This window comes from Rhizobium sp. 1399, from assembly GCF_031455475.1.
In the GTDB taxonomy this organism is placed as follows: domain Bacteria; phylum Pseudomonadota; class Alphaproteobacteria; order Rhizobiales; family Rhizobiaceae; genus Rhizobium.
This window is the reverse complement of sequence record NZ_JAVDSU010000017.1, coordinates 97,876-122,502: the sequence shown is the minus strand read 5'-3', so window position 1 is coordinate 122,502 and position 24,627 is coordinate 97,876. Positions and strand designations below refer to the sequence as shown.

The following is a 24,627-nucleotide window of genomic DNA, read 5'->3' as shown; positions in this document are numbered from 1 at the left end:
GACTCGCAAATCAGCCTAGCCCGGTCATTGCCCGCCCATGAAAGGCAGGCTTCACAAGACCTTCAAAGGAGGTTCAAGTGACCAGTGTTTCAGCCCTGGGCAGCACGCTGACCCAGTATCAAGCCCCCCTCAACCCACTCGACAAGAACGGTGACGGCGTCGTCTCGGCAGACGAGCTCGCCGCCGCTTCCCAATCCTCAACAGCCAGCGCCTCGACCGCCAGCACCTCGTCCGCCGGCGATGACGATTCCTCCGGCTCCGATGTCGTCCAGAAGATCGCAGCCGATATTCTGGCACTCATGCTCTCGCTTCAGAAGACCGATGACAGTGACAGCCAGTCCGGCACCGATGCCAAGGGTGACGGCTCCAAGGGCGCACTCTCTGCCCTTGATACGAATGGCGATGGCAAGCTCACAACGTCGGAAATTCTTGCCGCCGATCCGCAGAAAATTGCCGCGGCCGGCGGTGACGATGATGACAGCGGCCTGATGGCCAAGGTCCTCACCGACATGCAGACCGCACTTCGCGCATACCAGACGACCTATGGCACCTCGCCCGTCGCCACCGGCGATAGCGACCAGACGGCCTGATGCAATGAGGCTCCGCCGGGGGAGCCTCGCTGAACAGGCAATGCGCTTTCCTCAATCGCAGAGACAACCTCCCTTCGCTAGCCGCTTGTGCTGGCTTGATTTATCGGAGAGGTTGCCGGCATGACTGATCATTCAACAATCGAAATGAACGTCTTGCGCCAGATCGGGTGGGATCATTGGGATCCTGTTGGTATCAGGCAAACGGACGATCCGGCCTGGCGTACTGCTGCAGCCGATGAATATGATTCCTATCTCCTCCACACCGCTGGCATGGTTCTTCAGAGCGCCTCACAGGAGGCCGTCGCGGCTTATCTGGACGACATCACCGTCATAAACATGGGGCTGGGACCTGTTAACGGTGCAATTCACGGGGCGTCGGTTCGAACCGCCGATGCGATAGCCGCATATCTTCGAACCAGATCCAACGACGCCAGATCCAGCGACACAAGAGACATCCGATGACGGTTATACCAACACTTCAAACCGAGCGCCTGATCCTTCGACCTCCCGTGATGGAAGACTGGCCGGATTATCATGCGCTGATGATCTCCGATCGCGCGCTCTATATGGGCGGTCCGCATTCGACTAAGGCTGCCTGGGGCATGTTCTGCCATGACGTCGCCCTATGGGAGCTGATGGGCCACGGCGCCCTGATGATGGAGGATCGCGCCACGGGACAATGCCTCGGCCAGGTCGGCATCAATCACGGTCCGCTTTTTCCCGAGAAGGAACTAGGCTGGCTGGTCTATTCGCAAGCCGAGGGCAAGGGTTACGCCTAGGAGGCAGCCGTTGCCTTGCGCCACTGGGCCTCTACGGTGCGTGGCCTGAAGACCCTGGTGAGCTATATTGCTCCTCCCAATGTGAGGTCGATCCGGCTCGCCGAGCGGCTGGGCGCCGTGCCGGATATAAAGGCGGCGCGCCCAGGAGGGTGATGCCGATGATCTGGTCTTCAGGCATCCGGCTCCATAGCTGCATGCATAAGTCCTAATATAAAACGCGAAATACTTGCCGCTTTCGCGTATAACGCGAACGGCAACAGAAAAATACGTTGATGCAGCCATTTGCCACTCTCGATACGAGAAATAGCACTTGCGCCCTGCCCCCCGGAAATCCACTAGTTGATTGTGCTGGCACTGGTCGGCATTTTGCGACGCGGAATGCGTAAGGGATAGCTTGATGAAGGCGTTGCTGCTGGTCGACATTCAGAATGGCTTCTGTCCCGGAGGCAACCTGCCGGTTCTCGATGGCCATGAAGTCGTTCCCGTCGCCAACAACCTCATCGACAGCGGCAAATACGATCTCATAGTCGCCTCACAGGACTGGCACCCGGCGGACCACGGAAGCTTCGCCTCCTCCCATCCCGACAAGAACCCTTTCGAAATGGGCGAACTCTCCGGCAAGCCGCAGATGTTGTGGCCGGATCACTGCGTGCAATATACGCGCGACGCCGAGCTGCACCCCGAGCTCCACTCTGCCCAAATCGACCTCATCCAGCAGAAGGGCGAGAACAAGAACGTCGACAGCTACTCCGCCTTCCGCGACAACGATCAGTATGCCGTGACCGGCCTTGCCGATTTCCTGGTGGATCAGGGCGTCACCGAACTCGACGTCTGCGGGCTTGCGACGGATTATTGCGTAAAATTCTCTGCGCTCGATGCGCTGGAGCTGATCCCTGGCATCAAGGTCCGCTTCATCGAGGACGCGAGCCGTGGCATAACGCCCGAAGGTGTCGCCGCGGCCATCGACGAGATGCGCCAGAACGGCATTGAGATCGTCAACAGCGCCGATATTCTGGCTGCCTAATCAGCCGTTCTTTTCGCCTTCGCGCTCCAAGAGATAGATCTCCTCTCCGAAATCCTCCATCTTCTTCAGGAAGGCGGCGTGGGCATCTCTCAAGCCGCGATTATAGAAATAGGGTCCGATCTTCTCGGCGAAGAAGTCGAGCAGGAATTCGGCCGGCAGCGCGCCGATCGGGTCGAGCTCACGGTCGAAATATTGCCGGATGCGCGAAACGATTTCCGCTTTTTCCTCTTTTGTAAATTCGATCTTTTTCATTGTCTCCCTCGCCTTGCCGGTGACGTAAACCGGTAACGCTTCAGCAAAATCGATTGATGAATCAAGGAAATTCAATTGCCGCAGCAGGTGAGACACCATAGAGGGAAATTTCAATTCCAACAGGACCTAATCCCATGAATCGCGCCGACTTTGTCGAAGGTTTGCGGGGCGGATTTGCCGTGGCGCTCGCTTCTGCCCCCTTCGGAGCACTGTTCGGCGCCCTTGCCGCCGAGCAGGGCATGTCGCTCTCCGAACTCACCTTCATGAGTGCCACCGTCTATGCGGGCGCCAGCCAGATGGTCGGCATCGAGCTCTTCGGCCATGATGTCCAGGCCTGGGTGATCGTGCTGTCGATCCTCGCCGTCAACTTCCGCCACGTGCTCTATTCGGCAGCCATCGCCCGCTACATCAGGCATTTCACGGCGCTCCAGAAGTTCTTCACCTTCTTCCTGCTGGTCGATCCGCAATTTGCCGAGACCGTCAAGCGTGGCGAGGCAGGTCAGCCCGTCACCTTCACCTGGTATCTCGGCTTCGGCATCATCATCTACATTCCCTGGGTCTTGATCAGCCTGATCGGCGGCATGCTCGGCTCCTTCATCGGCGATCCGAAAACGATCGGCCTGGATATCCTGCTGCCTACCTATTTCCTCGCTATCGTGCTCGGCTTCCGCAAGCGGGACAATTTCCTGGCCGTGGCGCTGACGAGCGCCGTCGCCTCGGTCATTGCCTATCATTTCGTGGGTTCCCCCTGGCATGTGAGCCTCGGTGCTGCAGCCGGCATCATCCTTGCCGCCCTCCTGCCCCTGCCCGCGGAGGAGCCTGATCTCGAAGCCGACGCCCTCAACACCGAAAACCACGAGGTCTGAGATGGAATTCGATCTCCACATGGCTCTCGTGATCCTCGCCGCAGCAGCCGCGACCTTCGCGACCCGCATCGGCGGCTACATCATGATCACCAAGATGAAGCGCATTCCGCCGCGCATGGAAGCGGCATTGAATGCCGTGCCGGCCGCGGTTCTGACGACGCTCGTCGCCCCCGCCTTCTTCATCGGTGGTTGGGATTCGAAACTGGCGCTCGCAATCGCCCTCATCATCGGTCTGCGCTTCTCGCACACCTGGATGCTCGTGGCCGCCTGGATCATCGTGATGACCTGGCGACACACGATCGGCCTCTGAACCGAAGGCCGGATATCCGGCCGCTCAGTATTCCAACGGCAACGTCGCATTCTCCAGCCATGCCTTGACGTCATGGTCGTGGATCAGCGGCATCAGCGCCTCGCGCGTCTGGCGGTGGTATTCGTTGAACCAGTGCAGCTCGTCATGCGTCAGCAATTCGGGGATGACGATGTTGCGGTCGATCGGGCAGAAGGTCAGCGTCTCGAAGCCGAGCATCGGCATGTCGCCGCCGTCGATCGCTTCGGCTTCCCGCACATAGATCAGGTTCTCGATGCGGATACCGAAATGGCCAGGCCGATAGTAACCCGGCTCGTTGGACAGGACCATGCCCGGCAGCAGTTCCTGCGTCGAAAGCCGCGAAATGCGCTGCGGCCCCTCGTGAACCGAGAGATAGGAGCCGACGCCATGGCCCGTGCCATGCGCAAAATCGGCCCCTGCCCGCCACAACGCGATGCGCGCCAGCGGATCGAGGTCGCAGCCGCGCGTACCCTTCGGGAAACGTGCCGTGCTGATCTGGATCATGCCCTTCAGCACCAGCGTGAAGAAGCGCTTGTGCTCTTCGCTGACAGCACCGATGCCGACAGTGCGGGTGATATCGGTCGTGCCATTGATATATTGCGCGCCGGAATCGATCAGGAAGAGTTCGCCCGGCTGAATATGCCGGTCGGTCGCCGTCGTCACCCGGTAGTGCATGATGGCTGCATGTTCGCCGGCACCCGAGATCGTGTCGAAGGAAATATCCTTCAGCGGGTTCTGCATGCTCTGACCCAGCCTAGCGCGAGCCTCTTCCAGCCGTTCGGCGGCGCCAATTTCGGTGATCGTGCCGGGCTTGCTCTGCGACAGCCAGTAGAGGAATTCAACCATGGCTGCACCGTCCTGCAGATGGGCGGCGGCCGAACCATTGATCTCGACGCTGTTCTTCACAGCCCGCGGCAGCTTTGCCGGATCGACACCTTCCACGACTTCGCCGCCAGCCTTGCGGATGATCTCGGCGAGCGCATAGGAGGCGATATCGGGATCGATGAGAATGCGGCCACCATCCTTGGCAACCGCAGCAAGCTTCTCATCCAGCAGCGAGGGCGCAAGCTGGGTGGCGATCTGCGCGAGATAGGCTTCCGGCTCGATGCCGGTCTTGCGCTTGTCGAGGAATATCTCCGCCTTGCCGTCGGCATGGATGATGGCGCGCGCCAGCGGATGCGGCGTATGCGGCACGTCAGCGCCCCGGATATTGAAGATCCAGGCGATGGAAGACGGATCGGCGATCAGTACCGCCCTCAGGTTCTTCTTGGCGAGATCGGCGGCAATGGTGGCGATCTTGTCCTTAGCGAGAATACCGGCCTGCGCCACGTTCTGGATGGTGACCGACCCAAGCGGTTCCGCCGGCCGGTCTGCCCAGAGCTTGTCGAGCGGATTGTGCGGCAGGAAAACCAGTGCGCCACCGATCTCCGAGAGCGCCTTTTCGAGCTTGCGCACTTCGGCACCCGAATGCAGCCACGGATCGATGCCGAGCTTCAGCCCTTTCTTGCCCTGCGCAGGCAGCCAGACATGCGGCGGCTCGTTGACCAGATCGCCGCCGGTAAACACCGACCCATCCACCTGCTCGGCAAGCTGCGTCACGTAGCGCCCGTCGACATAGACGATCGCTTCCGTCCGGGTGATCAGCGCAATGCCCGCAGAGCCGGTGAAGCCCGTCAGCCAGGAGAGCCGCTCCGCGCAGGCAGGCACGTACTCGCCGTTATATTCATCGGCGCGCGGCACGAGGAAAGCATCGATGCCGAGCGCATCGAAACTGGCGCGCAGTGCGGAAACCCGTTCCTTGCCGAACTGCGGCGTGGAGGTGACTTCGAAAGACTGGAACATGCTGGAAACCCGAATGAATGAAACGAATCCGGTTAATGGGATAGCGGCCATGTTAGCGAATTTTGAGTCATTGGGGAGAAAAAGCGACGCGAAGCGCCTGGGAAGGCCTAGCCGCCCAATAATTTGGCAGAAATGTGTCTCGATGTGGGAAACTGGCACGCTTCATGCATTACGCGCATGGCTGCAATGAAACAAACCCTCTGCCACCGCATGACGGAATAGCTATATAGAGCGCATCGAACGGTTCACGACGAACCATCAACAAAGGATTTTTTGAAATGACCGCCTCTCTCTCGCGCTTCGCTTACAGCAGCCCGGTACAGGCTGGCGAACGCCAGACTGTGCGTCACGTCATCGGTGCCCGCCGCCCGCAGAATGAGGATAGCCTCAAGGTGCTCGCAGCAGGCCAGCGTTCCACGCGCCACAAGGGCGCACCGAGCTACGCATTCTGAGCTTAAAGCCCTTCCGATCCTCCTCCCTCCACCGGACAGGCCTATCGGAATGCAGTAGTGCCCGCTCGAGCATCCTCCTCCTTCGAGCTCGCGGGCAAGACCGGATTTAAATGCCGGTCCAAGGCGGTGCCTCTGGCACCGCCTTTTTCTTGTTCGGAATTCCCTGAGATTACGGACGATCGAGATGGATCGTCACCCAGCCATTGCGCCAGATCGTGCGCACATGGCGAAGCTTCGCGCCATTATAGGCGGCAATCACCTTCCAGCGCTGGCTGGCAAGAATGCCTGATAGAATCACCGAACCACCCGGCGCCAGATTGGTGACGAGCTGCGGCGCCATTCTGATCAGCGGCCGCGCCAGAATATTGGCGATGATGAGGTCGAAAGGTCCATGCTCGGAAAAGGCGGTCGAATGGAAGCCCGGTGCAGTCACCGTTCTGATGCCGCTGGCAATGCCGTTGCGACGGACATTTTCAGCCGCGACGCGAACGGCGATCGGATCGATATCGGTTGCAAGCACGGGAATGTTGCGCAGCTTGCGTACCGCAATCGCCAGCACGCCGCTACCCGTGCCGAGATCCAGCGCATTGCGCACCTTGCGTGCCCGAACCACCCGGTCGATCACCTCCAGGCAGCCCGCCGTCGTGCCGTGATGGCCAGTACCGAAAGCCTGGCCGGCATCGATCTCGATGGCAATGTCCCCCATGCGCACCTTGTCGCGGTCATGCGAGCCATGCACGAGGAAGCGCCCTGCCCGGACGGGCTTCAGCCCTTCAAGCGATTTCGTCACCCAGTCCACGTCAGGAATGACCTCACGCGACAGCGCCGCATCGGGAAATGCCTGCGCCAACGCCTCTTCGACGCGGGAGCGTACATCGGCCTCGTCCTCCGCCATCATGTAGACGGAGGCTTCCCAGATATCTTTCTTCTCGTCGATCTCGGTCGTGCCGATGGCAAAATCTTCTTCGCCGAAGACCTCGCTCAGAAGGTCGAGGATTTCCTCGGCCTGCTTTTCAGTCGTCGACACGTAAAGGCGGATTTCACTCACGATAGGCAATCTTTCCGGTTGCGTCGCCCGCTACCGGTCGCGATGCTTTCAGCTGCCGGTCATCCCTTGGCGACGAGATTCTCAAGCTTCTTTATCGCCGTATCGGGGTTTTCGCCATAGGAGATCGTTCCCGAAAAACGCCCTTCGGAATCGAGCAGGAAGACAGAGGCCGTGTGGTCCATCGTGTACTCTCCATCAGGATTGTTCTCGTCCACAGGCACCTTCTTGGCATAGACGCGGAAGCCCTTGATGACGTCGGCGATCTTGTCCGGCGGGCCGGAAATGCCCGTGATGCGCTTGGAAACGTTGGAGACGTACTCGTTCATGATCTCGGGCGTATCGCGCTCGGGATCGACGGTCACGAAATAGGCCTGCAGTTTGTTGCCCTGGGGATCGACCTTCTCCATCCAGCCGTTGAGTTCGAAGAGCGTCGTCGGGCAGACCTCGGGGCAATGCGTAAAGCCGAAGAACAAGGCCGTGGGCTTGCCGCGCAGGGCCTGCTCCGTGATCGGCTGGCCACTCTGCGATACCAGCGTGAACGGCACGCCGAATGGGCCCTCAGCCACCACTTCCTTCGTCCGGCTCTGGTCCAGCGTGAACCAGCCGAGCACACCGGCAAGCAGCAGCACTGCGATCCAGACGGCGATACGGAAATTCTTCATGGTACTTTCCTCGATGCGCGGATGCCCCCATCCGTCTCGCCCGTGTGATTATAGTCGCGATCGCAAGCGCGCAATTCAAGAATGCGTTTTCTCACCCGTGATTAATTGCCCCACCTTGATGAATGCCAGATGCGGGCAAACGTCCTGCGAAAAAGTCGTACAAAGACGAATTATCGCACCTTTCTAACGGCTTGCCGCGGAGGCCTCGAAGCAACCCGAAGAAATACATCGTTAGGAAAGGCTTAATTGCGGATATCTATATTTAGTAATGCACACAGTGCTTCGGCGCTGTTCCGACATGATGTCGGCCGGAGCATGAACCGGATCAGCATAAAATCGAGGGAACTAAAAACCGCCTGGGGCGGAGGGTGGCTTTATGACAAATTCGACGGTTCGCAGAAACCTTTCGGTCGGCCAGCGGCTCTGGACGCTCGGCGGGGCTGCTCTCATCGGCTTCGGCTCGATGCTCGGCATCGGCTGGTACGAGAACACGCAGGTCGATACCGGCCTGCGCCGCGCTGACGAGATCCAACAGAGCATCGACATCATCAACGACATGCGCGTCGCCAATCTGACGCTGGTTCTCGCCGCCATGGACTCGATCGTCGACCGGGAAGAGAAGATCATCCAGCCCGACCGCCTGAAGATCGTTGCCGATTCGCTGGCAACCCTCTCCAGCGGCTCGAAGGAAATAGGCATGATCGCAGAGGAGCTGAAGGCCGGCGACCTGCTGAAGAGCTACGATTCCGATGTCGGCGCGCTTCGCCAGGCCATTCAGGTGGATCTCAAGGCGCTCGTCGAACAAGGCGCGTCCGATGCCGAATTCGACAAGATCGACGATCGCATCGACTCTGAAGGCGAAAAGCTCGCCGCCACCCTCGACAAGTTCGCCAGTGACGGCACCGTCGTTGCCCGCAAGCGCATCGAAAGCGCCAACGAGACCTCCCGCAGCTCGCTTGTCATCCAGATCGCGCTTGGCGTCATCGCCATCCTCACAATGGCTGCGCTGCAATATATCCATGGTGGCTCAATCCGCCGCGGCATCGTCACCGTGCGCGAAAGCATGCTGCGCATCTTGAACGGCGACCTGGCAAGCAACGTCGCCGGCAAGGAACGCGGCGACGAGATCGGCGAAATGGCCCGTGCCGCCGAAAGCTTCCGCCTTGCAGCCATCGAAAAGATCGATCTGGAAGCCCGCACCGAGACCGACCGCCAGCGCAGCGATGCCGAACGCCGCGAGCGCGAATCTGCCAAGCTTGCCGATACGGAAGCGCTGAACACCACCGTCACGGCGCTCGCTCAGGGCCTCACCCGCCTTGCCAACGGCGACCTGACAGCGAGCATCGACCAGCCCTTCCGCGACGAGCTGGAAAGGCTGCGTCAGGATTTCAACCAGACGGCCCTGCGCCTGCGTCAGGCGATGGGCGATATTGCCCTGAACAGCACGTCCATCCAGGCCAACAGCCACCAGATGCGCGCCGCCGCCGACGACCTTGCCAAGCGCACAGAGCAACAGGCCGCCTCGCTGGAAGAGACCTCAGCGGCGCTGGACGAGATCACCGCTACCGTCCGTAACGCCACCAGCCGCGCCGAGGAAGTCGGCAACATGGTCGCTCATACTCGCCAGAATACCGAGAAATCCGACGCCATCGTCGGCGATGCGATGGCCGCGATGGAGCGAATCGAAGGCGCCTCCCGCGAGATCGGCACGATCATCAACGTCATTGACGAGATTGCCTTCCAGACGAATCTGCTGGCACTCAACGCCGGCGTCGAGGCCGCGCGTGCCGGCGAAGCCGGCAAGGGCTTTGCGGTCGTTGCACAGGAAGTTCGCGAACTTGCCGGCCGCGCAGCAGGAGCAGCCAAGGATATCAAGACCTTGATCGGAAAATCCGGCGCCGAAGTTAAGATCGGCGGCGAATTAGTGACGGCTGCCGGCGAGGCTTTGCGCCAGATCGGCGAAGATGTTCTGCGTATCGACGGCCATGTTAAATCAATCGTAACCTCTGCGCGCGAACAATCAGTCGGACTGAACGAGATCAATACAGCCATCAGCCAGATGGATCAGGTGACGCAGAAGAATGCGGCCATGGTGGAAGAAACGAACGCCGCCAGCCACACTCTCGCAACCGATGCGGAAAACCTGACGCAGCTGGTACGGCAGTTCAATATCGGCGAGGGCATGAGCGCCCGTCAAACGCCGCGAGAAGCCCCCGCAGCCTCGCATCCGAAACCTTCACCCGCACGGCGCCTCATGGGCAAGGTCGCGGGCGCATTCACAGGCGGCGGCGCCGCCAGGACACTCGCCTCTCCGGCCGGAGACAACTGGGAAGAATTCTGACCATGAACAACAATGCCATCAAGCAGTCGGGCGCCTACCTCGAAATCGTCTCGTTCCACCTGGGCGACCAGGAGTTCTGCATCGATATCATGGCGATCCGCGAAATCCGTGGCTGGGCGCCGGTCACCCCCATGCCGCACACCCCGCCCTACGTCCTTGGCCTCATCAACCTGCGCGGTGCCGTGATCCCGGTCATCGACATGGCCTGCCGCCTCGGCATGAAGATGACGGAGCCGTCGGAGCGTTCCGCCATCATCGTCACCGACATCGCCGGCAAACTCGTCGGCCTGCTGGTCGAACAGGTCTCCGACATGATGACCATCAAGAGCGAAGACCTTCAGCCGCCGCCGGAAATCATCCCGGAAGCCCAGCGCGCCTTCTGCCGCGGTATCGTCGCGCTCGAAAAGACCATGGTCTGCTTCCTCAACCTCGACACCGTCATCGCCGACGAACTGTCCCGCGAAGCCGCCTGATCGCTCTTCATATTCGGAATTCAAAGGCCCGGCTTGTCCGGGCCTTTTTCATTGCGGTTTCCCGTTCTTCCACACCACATCCTGCCCGTAGAGCGGAATGGTCGAGATCGACATCTTCGCCGAGCCATCCGTAAGCTCCCGCGAATGGGCGAGATAGATCAGCGTATTGTTGGCCTTGTCGTAGATACGGTTGACCGCCAGCGTCTTCCAGATCAACGACATGCCCTGGCGGAACACCTCGCTGCCATCCTTGGAAAGATCGATATTGCCAATCTCGATCGGCCCCGTCTGGCGGCAGGCGATGGAATTGTTCGAGGGGTCTTCGAACCAGTTGCCGTTCTTGAAGCGGTCGATGAGGCTGCGGTCGAAATAGGTGACATGGCAGGTCACGCCCTTCACTTCAGGGTCGGAGACCGCCTCGATAATGATGTCGTTGCCGATCCAGTCGACTCCGACCTTGCCGACGACTTCCGCAGATGTCGCGCCTGCGGAAACGGCGAGGAATGCTGCAGAGAGGAAAAGATTGCGGAAAGCGGACATGGCAACTCCCGTGTTGATCCGGAAGCTAAGATAAGAATGGCCAAACCCTTTGCAAGAAAGCGAGGCTCAGCCCTTGCGGCAGGTGCAGGGCGCGTAGCCGGCGGCCATCAGCTTACCTGGTGTCATGCCGATCAGCGCCGGAATGGCGGCAACCGTCGCAGCCTTGACAGCCTTCGCCATCTCGATTGCCGCTGCCGCGCAGACGGCAGCATCCTCAGCCGCATTGTGGTGGACGAAACGCAGGCCGAGATGTTCGGCAATCAGGTTCAGCCGGTGCGACAGGAAATGCGGCCAGATGCGCTGCGCCATCTTCAGGCTGCAGAGATAGCTGAGCTCCGGATAGGACTGCCGGTAAAGATCGAGGCTCGCCCGCCAGACGCTGAAATCAAAGGCGGCATTGTGAGCGATCATCGTCGCGCCCCGGAAATCCTCAAGGAACTCGTCCATGACCTCGGGGAATTCAGGCGCATCCTCCACATGCTCGGGGCGAATGCCGTGGATCGCGATATTCATGCCGGAGAAGCGCATGTCGCGTGGCCGGATCAGCCGCTCCTCGACCCGCGTCACCTGCCCGTCCTCGATCCAAGCAAGGCCGACGGAGCAGGCGCTGCCGCGCTGTTCGTTGGCTGTCTCGAAATCGATGGCGATAGTCTTCACGGGCAAATATCCGAATCGTCTGCTCTTCCGGAATAATCTTAGCCGTATCCGAAGGCAAATTCTCACCTGTTGACATCTGCACGCAAATGGCGAAACTTCCGTCCATGATCAACTCAGTGGCCCACACCCTTCATCTTATCACCACGACCCATGCAGGGTACGCGGGAGAGATGGTGCGCCACTAGCAGCCGATCATCCCCGAAAACCCTGCCGAGGCGAGCAGGGTTTTCCGAAACTCCGCTCTCCTCTTTTAGAAACCCAAGGAGAGCATGATGTCAGCCAATCAGGATACCCCACCCGAAAAGCCTTCGTTGAAAGGCCTCAATGTTCGCGCTTTGCGCATGAGCGATGTCGAAGCCGTTACCGAACTGATGAACCTGCCGGGCTATCGCGCCGGCACGCTGCGCCCGCCTTTTCAAAGCATCGATGCGGTGCGCAAGCGTATGGAATCCCCCTCACCCAACGCCCTCAACCTCGTTGTCGAACTCGACGGCCGGATCGTCGCCAATGGCGGCATGAACCGCTTCGAAGGACGGCGCCAGCACGCCGCGAGCCTCGGCATGGGTGTCCATGACGATTTCACCGGTCGCGGCATCGGAACCGCCCTGATGGCTGCGTTTGTCGACACCGCCGACAATTGGCAGGATATCAAGCGAATGGAACTGACTGTCTATACCGACAACGCGGCAGCCATCCGCCTCTACGAAAAATTCGGCTTCGAAAAGGAAGGGCTTCTCCGATCATTCGGCTATCGCGACGGGCAATATGTCGATGCCTATACAATGGCGCGGTTGAGGGCCTGAAACAAAGAGGCCGGCGTTGTCGCCGGCCCTTCGTTACCCCCCGATCAACGCCAGCCACTCGTCCTCGTCCATGGTCTGGACACCGAGTTCGCGGGCCTTGTCGAGCTTGGAGCCGGCGCCGGGGCCGGCAACGACGATATCGGTCTTCTTGGAGACGGAGCCTGCAACCTTTGCCCCAAGGCCTTCTGCCCTCGCCTTCGCCTCTTCGCGGGTAAACTTCTCCAGCGAACCGGTAAAGACTACGGTCTTGCCGGCGACCGGGCTGCCCGCTGTCACCGGCTGTTCGGCCTCCTGCGGCGTCACCTCGTCGAGCAGGCGACCGATCACCTCGATATTGCGCGGCTCCTTGTAGAATTCCACGATGGCACGCGCCACGACCTCACCAATGCCCTCGATGGCGTTGAGGTCGTTCCAGGCATCACCCGAAAGCGTTGCCGCCTCCTTCATTGCCGCCGCAAAGGCCTCGTAGGTATTATAGGAGCGCGACAGGAGCTTCGCCGTCGTCTCGCCCACGTGGCGGATACCGAGCGCGTAGATGAAGCGGTGAAGGGCGATGCTGCGCCGCTCATTGATTGCAGCATAAAGCTTGCCGACGCTGACCTTGCCGAAACCGTCGATATTCTCAAGCTTGGTGATCGACTGTTGCTGACGCTTCTCCAGCGTGAAAATATCGGGCGCCGTGCGGATCTGCAGCGCCGGATCCTCGCTCTCGAAGAAGAAGTCGATCTGCTTGGAACCGAGCCCCTCAATGTCGAAGGCATTGCGCGAGACGAAGTGCTTCAATTCCTCCGTCGCCTGCGCGCGACATATGAAGCCGCCGGTGCAGCGGGTGACGGAATCGAGCTTGCCGGTCTTCTCATGCCGCTCACGCACCGCATGCGAACCGCAGACCGGGCACACTTTCGGAAACTGGTAGGGCTGTGCCTCAGCAGGACGCTTTTCCATGACGACATCGAGCACCTGCGGGATCACGTCACCGGCACGCTGCACGATGACGGTGTCGCCGATGCGTATATCGTGATCCTCCTCACGGATGCGCTCGCCGCTATTGCCAATACCCTTGATATAATCCTCGTTGTGCAGGGTCGCATTGGTGACAACGACGCCGCCGACGGTGATCGGCGTCAGCCGCGCCACCGGCGTCAGCGCGCCGGTGCGACCGACCTGGATGTCGATATTCTCGACGATGGTGAAAGCCTGCTCAGCCGGAAACTTGTGCGCCGTCGCCCAGCGCGGGCTGCGCGAGCGGAAGCCGAGACGCTGCTGCAGCTCGAGGCTATCGACCTTGTAGACGACGCCATCGATATCGTAATCGAGGTCCGGCCGCTCGAGGCCGATCTCGCTGTAATGGGCAAGGATATCGTCAACCAAGTTCAGCCGCTTCATCAGCGGATTGACCGGGAAGCCCCACTCCCTGAACTTTTCGACCATGCCCATCTGCGTATTGGCAGGCATGTCCGACATCTCGCCCCATGCATAGGCAAAGAACTTCAACTTGCGGCTCGCCGTCACCTTCGCATCGAGCTGACGCAGCGATCCTGCCGCCGTGTTGCGCGGATTGACATAGGTCTGCTTACCTTCGGCCTCCATCTGGGCGTTGAGCGCCATGAAATCGCTCTTGGCCATATAAACCTCGCCGCGCACTTCCACGACGGATGGAACGCCCTTCGGCAGCTCGTTCGGGATTTCCTTGATAGTGCGGATATTGGCCGTGACGTTTTCGCCCGTCGTGCCGTCGCCGCGCGTGGCAGCCGTTATAAGCTTGCCGTTCTCGTAACGGATGGACATGGAAAGCCCGTCGATCTTCGGTTCGGCGGTAAAGGCGATGGAATTGTCAGGCAGGCGGCCGAGGAAGCGATAGACGCTGGCAACGAAATCGCGCACGTCCTCCTGCGAGAAAGTATTGTCGAGCGACAGCATCGGCCGGGAATGAACGACCGGCGCAAAAGTGACGGAAGGGGCTGCACCGACCCGGCGCGACGGGCTGTCTTCGCGGATGAGCTCGGGGAAGCGTGCCTCGATCGCATCGTTGCGGCGCTTTAGCGCGTCATAATCCGCATCGGAAATCTCCGGCTGGTCCTTGCCATGATAGAGCGCATCGTTACGCGCAACCTCCTTGGCCAGCCGTTCCAGTTCGATGGCAGCGTCTTCAAGGGTCAGGTCCTCAACAGCGACGGATTCGGTCGACATGCAGCTTCACTCCAGAGAATCTGCAATGGTTTTAGAGCAAAATTCCGCGATTGAAATAGCACCAATGTTTTGAATTATGGCCGCGCGTTGCGCAGTCTGATGGCGCTGACGTGTAGCGTACTGTCCCGCAGGGCCTTCAGCGGCACGAGGCTGTCAACGACCCGCAGCTCGATGCCGCGCGGCGCAAATTCGCGATCGAGGCCGGACATTGCGGTGAGTGCGAGCGGCAGAACCGTCCTGCGCGACACCCACATTCCCGCGTCCTGCAGGTCCTCGAAACCATCGGCCGGCATCTCGTAGCGGTGGATGCTTTCGGCCTGCAGCCGCGCCAGCCAGCCACGCTCGATATAGGCGGCACCCCGCCAGTCGCCGAGCAAGCGGCGATCTTCGTCTGATGTCTCGGGCGTCGCCCAGATCAGAATACGCGGGCAATCGCGCGGGAAGAGATACATGAAGTCGTGGATGTCATCGATCGCCCAGACGAGCGGGCCGTTCAGCCATTCCATTCCCGCCAGACGCTCCGAGGGAGCGCGCACGGGGCGCGGCTCAAAGACCGCAATAGTGGGATCATCACTGAAATGGAAAAGCCGCATGAATGGCTGAACCTCACCGGTGGGTGACGTCCCATAGCCTGGCCGCCGAGATTTGTCACTGGCGGCTTATGCTAGCCGTTACCCGCCAGCAACCGTGCCGCAGCCGCCCTCGCCTCTTCCGTCACGGACGCGCCGGCAAGCATGCGGGCAATCTCTTCCGTGCGGTCCTTCTGGGCCATGGTGGCAACGCGCGTGGCGATCTTGTCGGAGCCTTCGCCGGACGGTCCCTTGGAGATCAGGAGATGTGTGGCGGCACGGGCTGCCACCTGCGGCGCATGGGTGACGGAGAGAACTTGCACGCGCTCGGAAAGCCGCTTCAGCCGCTGGCCGATCGCATCCGCCACTGCCCCGCCGACGCCTGTGTCGATTTCGTCAAAGACGAGCGTCGGCGCCGAGCCGCGATCGGCAAGCGCCACCTTGAGCGCCAGCAGAAAGCGCGAGAGTTCGCCGCCCGAGGCGACCTTCATGATCGAGCCGGGACGCGTGCCCGGATTGGTCTGGACGTGGAATTCCACGACATCGATGCCCTCGGCCGTCGCCTCTTCCGCATCGGTGGTAATCTCCACCATAAAGCGGGCGCGCTCGAGCTTCAGCGCCGGCAGCTCAGCCATGACGGCCTGCGCCAGTGCATCGCCGGCATGGTGACGCTTCTCCGAAAGCGAGCGGGCGGCCGCATCGTAATTCGCCTTTGCGACCCCAACTTCCGCCTCGAGCTTGGAGAGACGCTCCTCGCCGGCATCGAGATCGGCAAGATCGTTGATCATACGCACGGCGAGCGCCGGAAGCTCGGTGACGGGAACGGAATATTTGCGGGAGGCAGCGCGGAGCGCAAACAGCCGCTCTTCGACCCGCTCCAGTTCCTTCGGATCATATTCCGTCTTGCGCAGTGCCGCCTCGACTTCCATCTGCGCATTCGAAAGCTGGTCCAGCGCCGCGTCAAGCAGCGCTACGGTGTCTTCCAGCAGGCCGGGCGCCTCATGGCTCTTGCGCTCGAGACGGCGCACCAGCGAGGCGATATGCGGCACGGGAGAGGCATTGCCGTTGAGGAACTCGGAGGCCTCGGCGATATCGCCGGCGATGCGCTCCGCCTTCATCATCTTCTGGCGACGGTCGGCAAGCTCATCCTCTTCGCCATCGCGTGGCGAGAGCTTTTCGAGCTCTTCGACGGAGGAGCGCAGATAATCCGCCTCACGGGCAGCTACCTCGACCTTCTCGCGGTGCTTCTTCAGCGTGCGCTCGCTATCGCGCCACTGGCGGTAAAGCGCGGCCACGCCCTGCACGTCCTCGCTGATACCAGCAAAGGCGTCGAGCAGCGTTCTGTGGGCATTGGTATCGACAAGCGCGCGGTCGTCGTGCTGGCCGTGGATCTCGACCAGCATCTGGCCGGCCTGACGCATCAGCTGAACGCTGACAGGCTGGTCGTTGACATAGGCCTTGGTGCGCCCGTCGGAGGATTGCTGGCGGCGAAAGATCAAGTCGCCTTCGTCATCGATGCCGTTTTCGCGCAAGAGCTTGCGGGCACTATGATCCAAGCCGACATCGAAGACGGCGGTCACCTGGCCCTTGTCCTCGCCATGGCGCACGAGACCGCCATCGCCGCGCCCGCCAAGGGCCAGCGACAGACTGTCGAGCAGGATGGATTTGCCGGCGCCCGTCTCACCCGTCAGCACGGAGAGGCCGGTCTCGAAGGCAAGATCCAGCCGCTCGATCAGAACGATATCGCGGATCGAAAGCTGGATCAGCATTGGCCTCAGGAACCGAGAAGGAGTTTCTTGCCCGCTGCAGCGATCCACGAACCCTTGTTTTCACGCGGTTCCGCGCCGCCCGACTGCAGCAGCTTGTAAGAATCAGCATACCACTGGCTGTCGGGATAATTGTGACCGAGAACGGCAGCGGCAGTCTGCGCCTCCTCGACGACGCCCAACGCATAATAGGCTTCGACGAGACGGGCGAGCGCCTCCTCCACCTGATTCGTGTTCGGGTATTTCTCGACGACGATGCGGAAGCGCGAGATCGCGGCAAGATATTCCTTGCGCTCCATGTAATAGCGGCCGACCTGCATTTCCTTACCGGCCAGCTGGTCGCGCGCAAAGCGCATCTTGGCCTGCGCGTCATCCACATATTCGGAGTCAGGATAGTTGTCGACGACGGCCTGCATCGCCTCGATCGTCTTCTGCGAGGCGCGCTGGTCCTGCGTCACGTCGACGATCTGCTTGGAATAGGTCAGGCCCACGAGATACTGCACGTAAGCGGCATCCTTGGACTTCGGATATTGCGCCATGTAACGGTTGCCCGATGCAAGCGCGTCGTCGAAGCGGCCCTGGCGGTATTTGACGAAGGTGCTCATGACGAGCGCCTTGCGCGCCCATTCCGAGAAGGGGTTCTGCGCATCGATCGCGTCGAACTTGCGCCCCGCCTCGGCCATGTTGCCTGCCTTCATGTTGGCGAGGCCCTGGGTGTAAAGCACATCTGGCGGATCGGTTTCGAGGCCGAGCTTGGTGATGTCGATATCAGGGTCCGACTGGCAGCCGGAAATCAAGGCACCTGCGCTCAGCACCATCACGGATGCGAGCAAAGCGCGCGCTGTCTTCATCATCATGTCAGACCTTGCATAAGCCATTCGAAAGAATCCCACCGCTGCCGTCCACTCCACAGCAGCCACGCCTAGCTGGCGTTTCTAGCCACAAATACCTGTCAAGAGCAACGCAATGATCACGCATTAACGCATTTTTGTGGCAGCACCGCCGAGAATGTCGGGCTTTTCACCGGCATTCGAAGCGGCAGCGGCTAAATATATGCCGCAAAACATCTATCGACGCGCTTGTGCGCCCCTTGCCCATAAAAAAACCGCCCCCGTTAGGAGGCGGCCCTGGCCTTAATTGGTATACTGGAGGTCATGCCGACCAGGGGGCGAATTCCGGAGCGCTGACTGCAATGAATTCGCGAACGGCAACGCGCTGGCGCGGCGTCGAAGTCTCGACCACTTCATAGGCCGAGGCATCGCTGAGCAGTGCCTTGAGAGCGTTGGCGTTCATCTTGTGGCCGCCGCGATAGGAACGGTAGCAGCCGATGAACTGTGCGCCGGCAAGCGCCAGATCGCCGACGGCATCGAGCGTCTTGTGACGCACGAACTCGTCCTTGGCATAGCGCAGGCCTTCGACATTGATGACGGCATTGTCGTCGGAGATGACGACCGAGTTTTCAAGCGAGGAGCCGAGAGCATGGCCCGAAGCCCAGAGACGCTCGACATCACGCATGAAGCCGAAGGTGCGCGCACGCGACAGCTCGGCCTTGAAGACGGCGGCGGTCAGATCGCCTTCCCACTTCTGGCGGCCGATCAGCGGGCATTCGAAATCAATCTCGACTTCGAAGCGCGTGCCGTCATAGGGGCGGAACTCGCTCCAGGAACCGCCATGCTCGATACGAACAGGCTTGGTGATGCGGATGTAGCGACGCTTGACGCCGAGGGAAACGAGGCCGACCTGTTCGATGGCTTCGACGAAGGGAACCGAGCTGCCATCCATGATCGGCATTTCGGCACCGCTGACTTCGATCACGACATTGTCGAGGCCGAGAGCGTAAACGGCTGCCATCACGTGTTCGATCGTCGCGACGGAATGGGCCGGCGAGAAGCCGAGAACGGTGCAGAGATCGGTATTGCCGACCTGCGAGGAAACAGCCTTCAGTTCGGTGACGTCGCCATTGTCATGGATGCGCTGGAAAATCACGCCGGTGCCGGCTTCGGCCGGATTGAAGGTGATTGAAACGTCGGCACCAGAATGAACGCCGATGCCCGAAAGTGTCACCGGACGCGATACCGTCGTCTGAAAGCCCAGCAAGCCAAGTCCCATAAAATCTGCCTTTATTCTTCCGTACCCGTTGTTGCCAACCGGCCGGATCTTTCTTCTATACTGCCCGAACCGCTCGAAGCGGACTCTAAGGGCAGTTCGCTTGCCTCATACTTACGTGGACGCGCGCTGCAATCCAAATCACTGTTCGTTTCGATTTGTTACGAAATCCGCAGAGCGAAAAGCATTTAGAATTCAATCAGGTAGAAATGCAAACGCCCGGGATTACAGTCCCGGGCGTTTTCTGTGGAGAAGTGCTCTTCTCAGTTCGACTGGCGGCGCAGGAAGGCCGGGATTTCCAGCTGGTCGTCTTCCTGCATCATGCGGGCCTGCGGCGCGGCACGGCCCTGGTCGTCGAGATTGCCGCGACGCGGTGCGTAGAGGCTTGCTTCCGGCGATAGCGGACGGCGCTGCTGCGAGGATGCAGCCGGCGCGGAGGTCATTTCCGGAGCGACTTCCTCTTCGCGGCGGCCGAGCGAATTGGTGATTCGCTTGAGTAGACCCATCGGGCCGCGCTCTTCCTGGACGTGCGAAGCAGCAGGCTGCGAGCGATGGTCGATCTCAGCCTGGACCACCGGCGGGAAGTCCTCGACCTTCGGCATGCGGACCTGCTCAGGAGCCTGGCGGATCACCGGCTCATGACGGACAGGCTGCTGCTGCATGATCGGCTGCGGAGCTGGCTGCTGCATGACGGGAGCCGACTGTACCGGAGCCTGGCGCATGACCGGGGCTGCTTCAGGCACAGAAGCAAAAATCTTGCTCTGCGGACGGAAGGTCTCCTGCATCACCGGCTGCTGCTGGATCGGAGCAGCGGCACGCGGAGCCGGGATTTCCAGCTCACGTTCCATCTCGGCTTCAGCCATACGGATGGTCTGCGCAATCTGGTCGGCCTTCGGTGCCTGCATTACCGGAGCAGGCTGAACTGCGGCCGGTGCCGGAGCAACGGCCGCGGAGGGACGGATAGCCGGCTTTGCGATCGGCTGGAACGAACGGTCGGCAGCCTGGTTCATCGCGCGGTCGATGCCGGTGGCGACGACCGAGACGCGGATGATGCCTTCGAGCGATTCGTCGAATGTTGCGCCGAGGATGATGTTGGCGTCCGGATCGACTTCTTCGCGGATGCGCGTTGCAGCTTCGTCGACTTCGAACAGCGTGAGATCACGACCGCCGGTGATGGAGATCAGCAGGCCCTGTGCGCCCTTCATCGAGGTTTCGTCGAGCAGCGGGTTGGCAATCGCCGCTTCGGCGGCCTGCATGGCGCGGCCCGAACCGGAAGCTTCGCCGGTACCCATCATTGCGCGGCCCATTTCGCGCATGACCGAGCGGACGTCGGCGAAGTCGAGGTTGATGAGACCTTCCTTCACCATCAGGTCGGTGATGCAGGCAACGCCCGAGTAGAGAACCTGATCGGCCATGGCAAAGGCGTCGGCGAAGGTCGTCTTGTCGTTGGCGATCCGGAAGAGGTTCTGGTTCGGAATGACGATAAGCGTATCGACAGACTTCTGCAGTTCCTGAATACCGGATTCGGCCAGACGCATGCGGCGTCCGCCTTCGAAGTGGAACGGCTTGGTGACGACGCCGACCGTCAGGATGCCCTTGTTGCGGGCCGCCTGTGCGACGACAGGAGCAGCGCCCGTACCGGTGCCGCCGCCCATGCCGGCGGTGACGAAGCACATATGCGTGCCGTTCAGGTGATCGACGATCTCGTCAATGCACTCTTCGGCGGCTGCACGGCCGACTTCCGGCTGCGAGCCGGCGCCGAGACCTTCCGTGACGCTGGCGCCGAGCTGGATGATCCGTTCGGCCTTCGTCATCGTCAGTGCCTGGGCATCCGTGTTGGCAACGACGAAGTCGACGCCCTGGAGGCCTGCGGAAATCATGTTATTGACGGCATTGCCGCCGCCGCCGCCGACGCCGAACACGGTGATGCGCGGCTTCAGTTCGGTGATGTCAGGCTTTTGCAGCTTGATAGTCATGGTACCAGTTCCTTCTCTCTCTGGCCGCATCGCCACGCCGGCCAATTCACTCAATTTCAAAAGCTTTCCTTCAGCCACTGGCCCATACGGGCGATGCGGCTGTTATTACCCCCAAGCGACAGAAGCAGACTGCTCTGTGACGCATGTGTTTCCATGTCCGCGACCTGCGGATAGATCATCAAACCGACGGCCGTCGAAAAGGCCGGGCCCTTGGCCGCCGTCGGAAGACCCGAGACACCCATCGGACGGCCGATACGAACGTTGCGGGCCAGGATGCGGCGCGCCACTTCGGCAAGGCCGGTCAGCTGACTGGCGCCACCCGTCAGCACGACACGCTTTCCGACGATCGGGCTGAAGCCCGAACGCTGGATCCGGTCGCGGATGAGTTCCATCGTCTCTTCGATGCGCGCTGAAACGATGCGCGACACCAGAGCCCGCGGCACCTGGCTCGGCTGATCACGATCATCCTCGCCGATCGGCGGAATGGAGATCAGCTCGCGCTCGTCGGAAGAATTGGTCAGCGCCGAAGCGTGAACCACCTTCAAACGTTCAGCATCCTCGATCCGTGTGGAAAGGCCGCGTGCGAGGTCGGTCGTCACATGATGACCGCCGAGGCCGACAGCATCGGTATGGACAAGCTTGCCTTCGGCAAAGACCGAAATCGTCGTCGTGCCGCCGCCCATGTCGATGGCCGCACAGCCAAGTTCGACTTCATCGTCGACGAGTGCGGCAAGACCGGATGCATACGGTGTTGCAACGATTCCTTCCACCGAAAGATGCGCTCTGTTGACGCTGAGCTCGAGATTTTTGAGCGCCGAGCGCTCCGCCGTCACCACATGCATATCGACGCCGAGTGCATCGCCATACATTGCCAGCGGATCGCGGATGCCGCGTTCGCCATCGAGAGAGAAGCCGGTTGCCAGCGAATGCAGCACGGCGCGATCCTGGCGCAGCGACTGCTGGCAGGCGGCCGAGAGCACCTTCTTGAGGTCGTTCAGCTCGACTTCCTGGCCGCCGAGATCGATGGTCGCGGTGTAAATATCGCTGCCGAGACGGCCAGCCGTCAGGTTGACGATCAGGCTTTCCACGGTCAGGCCCGCCATACGCTCTGCCGCATCCACGGCGAGACGGATGACGCTTTCCAGCGCGTCGAGATCGGCGATGACGCCGGTCTTGATCCCGCGCGAACGCTGATGGCCGATGCCGATGATCTCGATATTGTGCGTGCGGCCCGGCAGGATCTGGCTTTCCTCGCGCGGCGTCAGCCGACCGATCATGCAGACGACCTTGGTCGAGCCGATATCCAGCACCGAAACGATATGCGACCGCTTCGACGAAAGCGGCTTCAGGCGCGGCAATCCGAAATGGGATGAACCGAACAAGCTCATATATTCTGCCCCGCCTTCTTCAAATCCTTGGTGCGCGCCGTAACCGCCGCCTGACGGCGTGCTGCCGCCTCGGGCGTTAGCTGGATCGTCGTGCGATCCGGCAGCCTGAGATCGACTGCAGCGATATCGCGCTCCAGAAGCTGCTGTTCCTTGTCAAATTTCGAAAGCGTCGCCAGCGCCTGGTCGAGATCATCTTCCGGCAGCTTGACGACGACGCCATTGTCCATGTGCAGGTCCCAGCGGCGGCCGGAAACCCAGACGTAAGCCTTCACGCGAGCCTTCACATCAGGCCACTTGGCGAAGGCATCCTCGATGGAGGCCGCAGCCGTTTCGGCGTCACGGCCGACGACCAGCGGCAGAGCCGAAAACTTGTTATCGCGAAGCGGCGCGATCACGCTGCCGCTCTTCTCGATCAGCGAAAGCTCCTGGCCGTGCTGCCAGATGGCATAGGCGGCGCGCTCAGAGAGCTTCACCTCGATCGTCTTCGGATAGACCTTGCGGACTTCGACATTTTCGACCCAGGGAAGGCGCGCGATCTTCTGGCGCGCAGCATCGACATCAAGGGCGACGAGTGATGTCGCGCCATCGAGGCCGAGAAGCTGCAGAATCTCGATTTCGGAGGTCTGATTGTTTCCGGAAACCTTCACGTCCTCGATGGCAAAGCCGACAGCGCTGGTCGTCGCCTGCGCGACGGCTTCCGTATGACCGCCAAGCGACATGCCATAGAGGCCGGTCGCAGCCAGGAAGCCAAGCGCGGAAACCGTGCCCGTGTGGGCCGGGATATGGATGCGGCCGCTACCGAGGCTTACGAGGAAGCGTACGACGCGGCGCAGCGGACGCGGCAGCACGCGGCGTTCGTCGGCTTCCATAACGGGAAGCTCGGCATAACGGCTGGGGCGCCCTATCCTTTTGACCGTCAACGCAAACAAGACGCGTCCTCCACCATCCACCGGAGAAATGCACCAAAGGAATATCCGGCATGGCCGGCCATTTCGGGCACAAGGGAGGTTGGAGTCATGCCTGGCTGGGTATTAACCTCCAGCCAGATGATCTCGCCGTCTTCGGAAAAACGATCGTCGTAACGAAAGTCGGACCGACTGACGCCGCGGCAACCGATTGCTTGATGCGCCCTTAATGCCAATGTTTGTATTTTTTGGTAAATTTTCGGTGAAATTTTAGCCGGCAAGACATGTTTTGAGCCACCCGACGCATACTTGGAGTCGTAATCATAGAAATTGTGGCCCTGCGGTACCACCTCGATGACATCCATGGGTTGATCGCCCATCACACCGCAGGTCAGCTCACGACCATGGATGTAGCGCTCGACAATGACTTCCTCGCCATAACGCCACTCGGCCGAGCCGATGACCTGCGGCGGGTGCGCCTGATCCTCACCGACGATGACGACGCCGAAGCTGGAGCCTTCGCGCACCGGCTTGACCACATAGGGCGTCTTCATCGGATGCTCCGACGGAAACGAGAAGCGATTCAGCACCTGCGATTCGGCAACCGGAACACCGGCGGCGGCAGCCACACGCTTCGCCCGGGCCTTATCCATGGCAAGCGCAGAAGCAAGCACGCCCGAATGCGTATAGGGGATCTGCAGATATTCGAGAATGCCCTGGATGGTGCCATCCTCGCCGAAAGGCCCATGCAAGGCATTGAAGACAACATCGGGCCTCAGGGCGGAGAGCTTTTCGGAAATGTCGCGCTCGACATCGATGCGCGTCACCTTGAAGCCTTCACTTTCGAGAGCATCGCCACACGCCTTCCCCGAAGAAAGGCTGACAGGCCTCTCCGAAGAAAATCCGCCCATCAGGACAGCTACGTGCTCGCGACTCATCAACACCCCCAAAAAATAACTTCCACTTTGCCGAACCGAGGCTTGCGCGGAGCTGGTCTGCGCGGTTCGTGTCCTTTGTCTGACTTGGGTGCATTAGAGCATCATTATGGTTAACGAATCGTTTACTTTCGT

At 60.6% G+C, this 24,627-nt stretch carries 24 protein-coding genes and 1 pseudogene; 10 read left to right on the top strand and 15 right to left on the bottom strand.

Features of this window, described 5'->3' with window-relative positions; all coding sequences use genetic code 11:
• Positions 1-77: 77 nt before the first annotated feature.
• From J2X71_RS33880 to pncA, 4 genes and pseudogenes are all read left to right on the top strand, one after another.
• A complete protein-coding gene (locus J2X71_RS33880; RefSeq protein ID WP_310389383.1) occupies positions 78-590 on the top strand; it encodes a hypothetical protein in 513 nt (170 codons plus the stop codon).
• 120 nt (positions 591-710) lie between these two features.
• Positions 711-1,052 (top strand): hypothetical protein, encoded by a 342-nt coding sequence (locus J2X71_RS33875; protein ID WP_310389381.1) that lies wholly within the window; start codon positions 711-713, stop codon positions 1,050-1,052.
• Positions 1,049-1,559, top strand: a pseudogene (locus J2X71_RS33870) (GNAT family N-acetyltransferase). Before J2X71_RS33875 ends, J2X71_RS33870 begins: the two are co-directional and overlap by 4 nt.
• 207 nt (positions 1,560-1,766) lie before the next feature.
• Complete coding sequence (gene pncA / locus J2X71_RS33865) at positions 1,767-2,393, top strand: bifunctional nicotinamidase/pyrazinamidase (RefSeq protein ID WP_310389379.1); 627 nt, start codon at positions 1,767-1,769, stop codon at positions 2,391-2,393.
• On the opposite strand, the gene J2X71_RS33860 is transcribed toward pncA, so the two are convergent.
• On the bottom strand, positions 2,394-2,645 hold the full coding sequence (locus J2X71_RS33860; RefSeq protein WP_037100225.1) for a DUF2164 domain-containing protein: 252 nt from the start codon (positions 2,643-2,645) through the stop codon (positions 2,394-2,396).
• A gap of 134 nt (positions 2,646-2,779) precedes the next feature.
• Between J2X71_RS33860 and J2X71_RS33855 the strand changes: the two genes are divergently transcribed.
• Both J2X71_RS33855 and J2X71_RS33850 read left to right on the top strand, forming a co-directional pair.
• A complete protein-coding gene (locus tag J2X71_RS33855; RefSeq protein ID WP_310389376.1) occupies positions 2,780-3,511 on the top strand; it encodes an AzlC family ABC transporter permease in 732 nt (243 codons plus the stop codon).
• A 1-nt stretch (position 3,512) separates the two neighbouring features.
• A complete protein-coding gene (locus J2X71_RS33850) occupies positions 3,513-3,821 on the top strand; it encodes an AzlD family protein (protein WP_310389374.1) in 309 nt (102 codons plus the stop codon).
• Positions 3,822-3,845: 24 nt separating this feature from the next.
• Here the strand turns inward: J2X71_RS33850 and J2X71_RS33845 are convergent, their stop codons facing one another.
• Positions 3,846-5,681 (bottom strand): aminopeptidase P family protein, encoded by a 1,836-nt coding sequence (locus J2X71_RS33845; RefSeq protein ID WP_310389373.1) that lies wholly within the window; start codon positions 5,679-5,681, stop codon positions 3,846-3,848.
• A 278-nt stretch (positions 5,682-5,959) separates the two neighbouring features.
• Here J2X71_RS33845 and J2X71_RS33840 point away from each other — a divergent pair, with 278 nt between their 5' ends.
• Positions 5,960-6,133, top strand: coding sequence for a hypothetical protein (locus J2X71_RS33840; RefSeq protein ID WP_007814367.1), 174 nt, complete (start codon positions 5,960-5,962; stop codon positions 6,131-6,133).
• A 169-nt stretch (positions 6,134-6,302) separates the two neighbouring features.
• Here J2X71_RS33840 and J2X71_RS33835 read toward each other — a convergent pair whose 3' ends face one another.
• Positions 6,303-7,181, bottom strand: a complete 879-nt coding sequence (locus J2X71_RS33835; protein ID WP_310389369.1) for a 50S ribosomal protein L11 methyltransferase — start codon at positions 7,179-7,181, stop codon at positions 6,303-6,305.
• A 59-nt stretch (positions 7,182-7,240) separates the two neighbouring features.
• Positions 7,241-7,843 carry an SCO family protein gene (locus J2X71_RS33830; protein ID WP_310389367.1) on the bottom strand — a complete coding sequence of 201 codons (603 nt, stop codon included), beginning with the start codon at positions 7,841-7,843 and terminating at the stop codon, positions 7,241-7,243.
• Positions 7,844-8,219: 376 nt separating this feature from the next.
• On the opposite strand from J2X71_RS33830, the gene J2X71_RS33825 reads away from it, so the two are divergent.
• Together J2X71_RS33825 and J2X71_RS33820 are read left to right on the top strand one after the other, a co-directional pair.
• The gene (locus tag J2X71_RS33825) at positions 8,220-10,184 is read left to right on the top strand and encodes a methyl-accepting chemotaxis protein (RefSeq protein ID WP_310389364.1); all 1,965 of its coding nucleotides are present in this window, start codon (positions 8,220-8,222) and stop codon (positions 10,182-10,184) included.
• Between the two features lie 2 nt (positions 10,185-10,186).
• Complete coding sequence (locus J2X71_RS33820) at positions 10,187-10,657, top strand: chemotaxis protein CheW (protein ID WP_037099584.1); 471 nt, start codon at positions 10,187-10,189, stop codon at positions 10,655-10,657.
• 48 nt (positions 10,658-10,705) lie between these two features.
• Here the strand turns inward: J2X71_RS33820 and J2X71_RS33815 are convergent, their stop codons facing one another.
• Positions 10,706-11,197, bottom strand: coding sequence for a CreA family protein (locus J2X71_RS33815; RefSeq protein ID WP_310389362.1), 492 nt, complete (start codon positions 11,195-11,197; stop codon positions 10,706-10,708).
• 66 nt (positions 11,198-11,263) lie between these two features.
• Complete coding sequence (locus tag J2X71_RS33810) at positions 11,264-11,854, bottom strand: 3'-5' exonuclease (RefSeq protein WP_310389361.1); 591 nt, start codon at positions 11,852-11,854, stop codon at positions 11,264-11,266.
• Between the two features lie 272 nt (positions 11,855-12,126).
• Between J2X71_RS33810 and J2X71_RS33805 the strand changes: the two genes are divergently transcribed.
• Entirely contained in the window at positions 12,127-12,657 is a 531-nt protein-coding gene (locus tag J2X71_RS33805; protein ID WP_310389445.1) for a GNAT family N-acetyltransferase, read from the top strand.
• 33 nt (positions 12,658-12,690) lie between these two features.
• Here J2X71_RS33805 and ligA read toward each other — a convergent pair whose 3' ends face one another.
• The 9 genes from ligA to J2X71_RS33760 all read right to left on the bottom strand — a co-directional run bounded on the left by ligA (position 12,691) and on the right by J2X71_RS33760 (position 24,495).
• Positions 12,691-14,847: an NAD-dependent DNA ligase LigA gene (ligA, locus tag J2X71_RS33800; protein WP_310389359.1), complete on the bottom strand. Its 2,157-nt coding sequence runs from the start codon at positions 14,845-14,847 to the stop codon at positions 12,691-12,693.
• A 74-nt stretch (positions 14,848-14,921) separates the two neighbouring features.
• Positions 14,922-15,440 (bottom strand): DUF6886 family protein, encoded by a 519-nt coding sequence (locus tag J2X71_RS33795; protein WP_310389358.1) that lies wholly within the window; start codon positions 15,438-15,440, stop codon positions 14,922-14,924.
• Positions 15,441-15,511: 71 nt separating this feature from the next.
• Positions 15,512-17,185 carry a DNA repair protein RecN gene (gene recN, locus J2X71_RS33790; protein ID WP_310389356.1) on the bottom strand — a complete coding sequence of 558 codons (1,674 nt, stop codon included), beginning with the start codon at positions 17,183-17,185 and terminating at the stop codon, positions 15,512-15,514.
• 5 nt (positions 17,186-17,190) lie between these two features.
• A complete protein-coding gene (locus J2X71_RS33785) occupies positions 17,191-18,060 on the bottom strand; it encodes an outer membrane protein assembly factor BamD (protein WP_310389354.1) in 870 nt (289 codons plus the stop codon).
• 274 nt (positions 18,061-18,334) lie between these two features.
• A complete protein-coding gene (lpxC, locus tag J2X71_RS33780; RefSeq protein ID WP_310389352.1) occupies positions 18,335-19,291 on the bottom strand; it encodes a UDP-3-O-acyl-N-acetylglucosamine deacetylase in 957 nt (318 codons plus the stop codon).
• Positions 19,292-19,551: 260 nt separating this feature from the next.
• Complete coding sequence (gene ftsZ, locus J2X71_RS33775) at positions 19,552-21,264, bottom strand: cell division protein FtsZ (protein ID WP_310389350.1); 1,713 nt, start codon at positions 21,262-21,264, stop codon at positions 19,552-19,554.
• Between the two features lie 56 nt (positions 21,265-21,320).
• Positions 21,321-22,652: a cell division protein FtsA gene (gene ftsA, locus J2X71_RS33770; protein ID WP_113324938.1), complete on the bottom strand. Its 1,332-nt coding sequence runs from the start codon at positions 22,650-22,652 to the stop codon at positions 21,321-21,323.
• Positions 22,649-23,581: a cell division protein FtsQ/DivIB gene (locus J2X71_RS33765; protein WP_310389347.1), complete on the bottom strand. Its 933-nt coding sequence runs from the start codon at positions 23,579-23,581 to the stop codon at positions 22,649-22,651. The genes ftsA and J2X71_RS33765 overlap by 4 nt, the downstream gene beginning before the upstream one ends.
• Positions 23,569-24,495, bottom strand: a complete 927-nt coding sequence (locus J2X71_RS33760) for a D-alanine--D-alanine ligase (RefSeq protein ID WP_310389346.1) — start codon at positions 24,493-24,495, stop codon at positions 23,569-23,571. The genes J2X71_RS33765 and J2X71_RS33760 overlap by 13 nt, the downstream gene beginning before the upstream one ends.
• Positions 24,496-24,627: the final 132 nt, after the last annotated feature.

Bases quoted from the DNA above. Each gene is read 5' to 3' on its own strand.
- J2X71_RS33855 (WP_310389376.1), top strand. From the start codon at position 2,780: ATGAATCGCGCCGACTTTGTCGAAGGTTTGCGGGGCGGATTTGCCGTG.
- J2X71_RS33815 (WP_310389362.1), bottom strand. From the start codon at position 11,197: ATGTCCGCTTTCCGCAATCTTTTCCTCTCTGCAGCATTCCTCGCCGTT.
- J2X71_RS33830 (WP_310389367.1), bottom strand. From the start codon at position 7,843: ATGAAGAATTTCCGTATCGCCGTCTGGATCGCAGTGCTGCTGCTTGCC.
- J2X71_RS33795 (WP_310389358.1), bottom strand. From the start codon at position 15,440: ATGCGGCTTTTCCATTTCAGTGATGATCCCACTATTGCGGTCTTTGAG.
- J2X71_RS33785 (WP_310389354.1), bottom strand. From the start codon at position 18,060: ATGGCTTATGCAAGGTCTGACATGATGATGAAGACAGCGCGCGCTTTG.
- J2X71_RS33760 (WP_310389346.1), bottom strand. From the start codon at position 24,495: ATGAGTCGCGAGCACGTAGCTGTCCTGATGGGCGGATTTTCTTCGGAG.
- ftsZ (WP_310389350.1), bottom strand. From the start codon at position 21,264: ATGACTATCAAGCTGCAAAAGCCTGACATCACCGAACTGAAGCCGCGC.
- ftsA (WP_113324938.1), bottom strand. From the start codon at position 22,652: ATGAGCTTGTTCGGTTCATCCCATTTCGGATTGCCGCGCCTGAAGCCG.
- J2X71_RS33860 (WP_037100225.1), bottom strand. From the start codon at position 2,645: ATGAAAAAGATCGAATTTACAAAAGAGGAAAAAGCGGAAATCGTTTCG.
- recN (WP_310389356.1), bottom strand. From the start codon at position 17,185: ATGCTGATCCAGCTTTCGATCCGCGATATCGTTCTGATCGAGCGGCTG.
- J2X71_RS33840 (WP_007814367.1), top strand. From the start codon at position 5,960: ATGACCGCCTCTCTCTCGCGCTTCGCTTACAGCAGCCCGGTACAGGCT.
- J2X71_RS33805 (WP_310389445.1), top strand. From the start codon at position 12,127: ATGTCAGCCAATCAGGATACCCCACCCGAAAAGCCTTCGTTGAAAGGC.
- lpxC (WP_310389352.1), bottom strand. From the start codon at position 19,291: ATGGGACTTGGCTTGCTGGGCTTTCAGACGACGGTATCGCGTCCGGTG.
- J2X71_RS33875 (WP_310389381.1), top strand. From the start codon at position 711: ATGACTGATCATTCAACAATCGAAATGAACGTCTTGCGCCAGATCGGG.
- pncA (WP_310389379.1), top strand. From the start codon at position 1,767: ATGAAGGCGTTGCTGCTGGTCGACATTCAGAATGGCTTCTGTCCCGGA.
- ligA (WP_310389359.1), bottom strand. From the start codon at position 14,847: ATGTCGACCGAATCCGTCGCTGTTGAGGACCTGACCCTTGAAGACGCT.
- J2X71_RS33820 (WP_037099584.1), top strand. From the start codon at position 10,187: ATGAACAACAATGCCATCAAGCAGTCGGGCGCCTACCTCGAAATCGTC.
- J2X71_RS33825 (WP_310389364.1), top strand. From the start codon at position 8,220: ATGACAAATTCGACGGTTCGCAGAAACCTTTCGGTCGGCCAGCGGCTC.
- J2X71_RS33850 (WP_310389374.1), top strand. From the start codon at position 3,513: ATGGAATTCGATCTCCACATGGCTCTCGTGATCCTCGCCGCAGCAGCC.
- J2X71_RS33845 (WP_310389373.1), bottom strand. From the start codon at position 5,681: ATGTTCCAGTCTTTCGAAGTCACCTCCACGCCGCAGTTCGGCAAGGAA.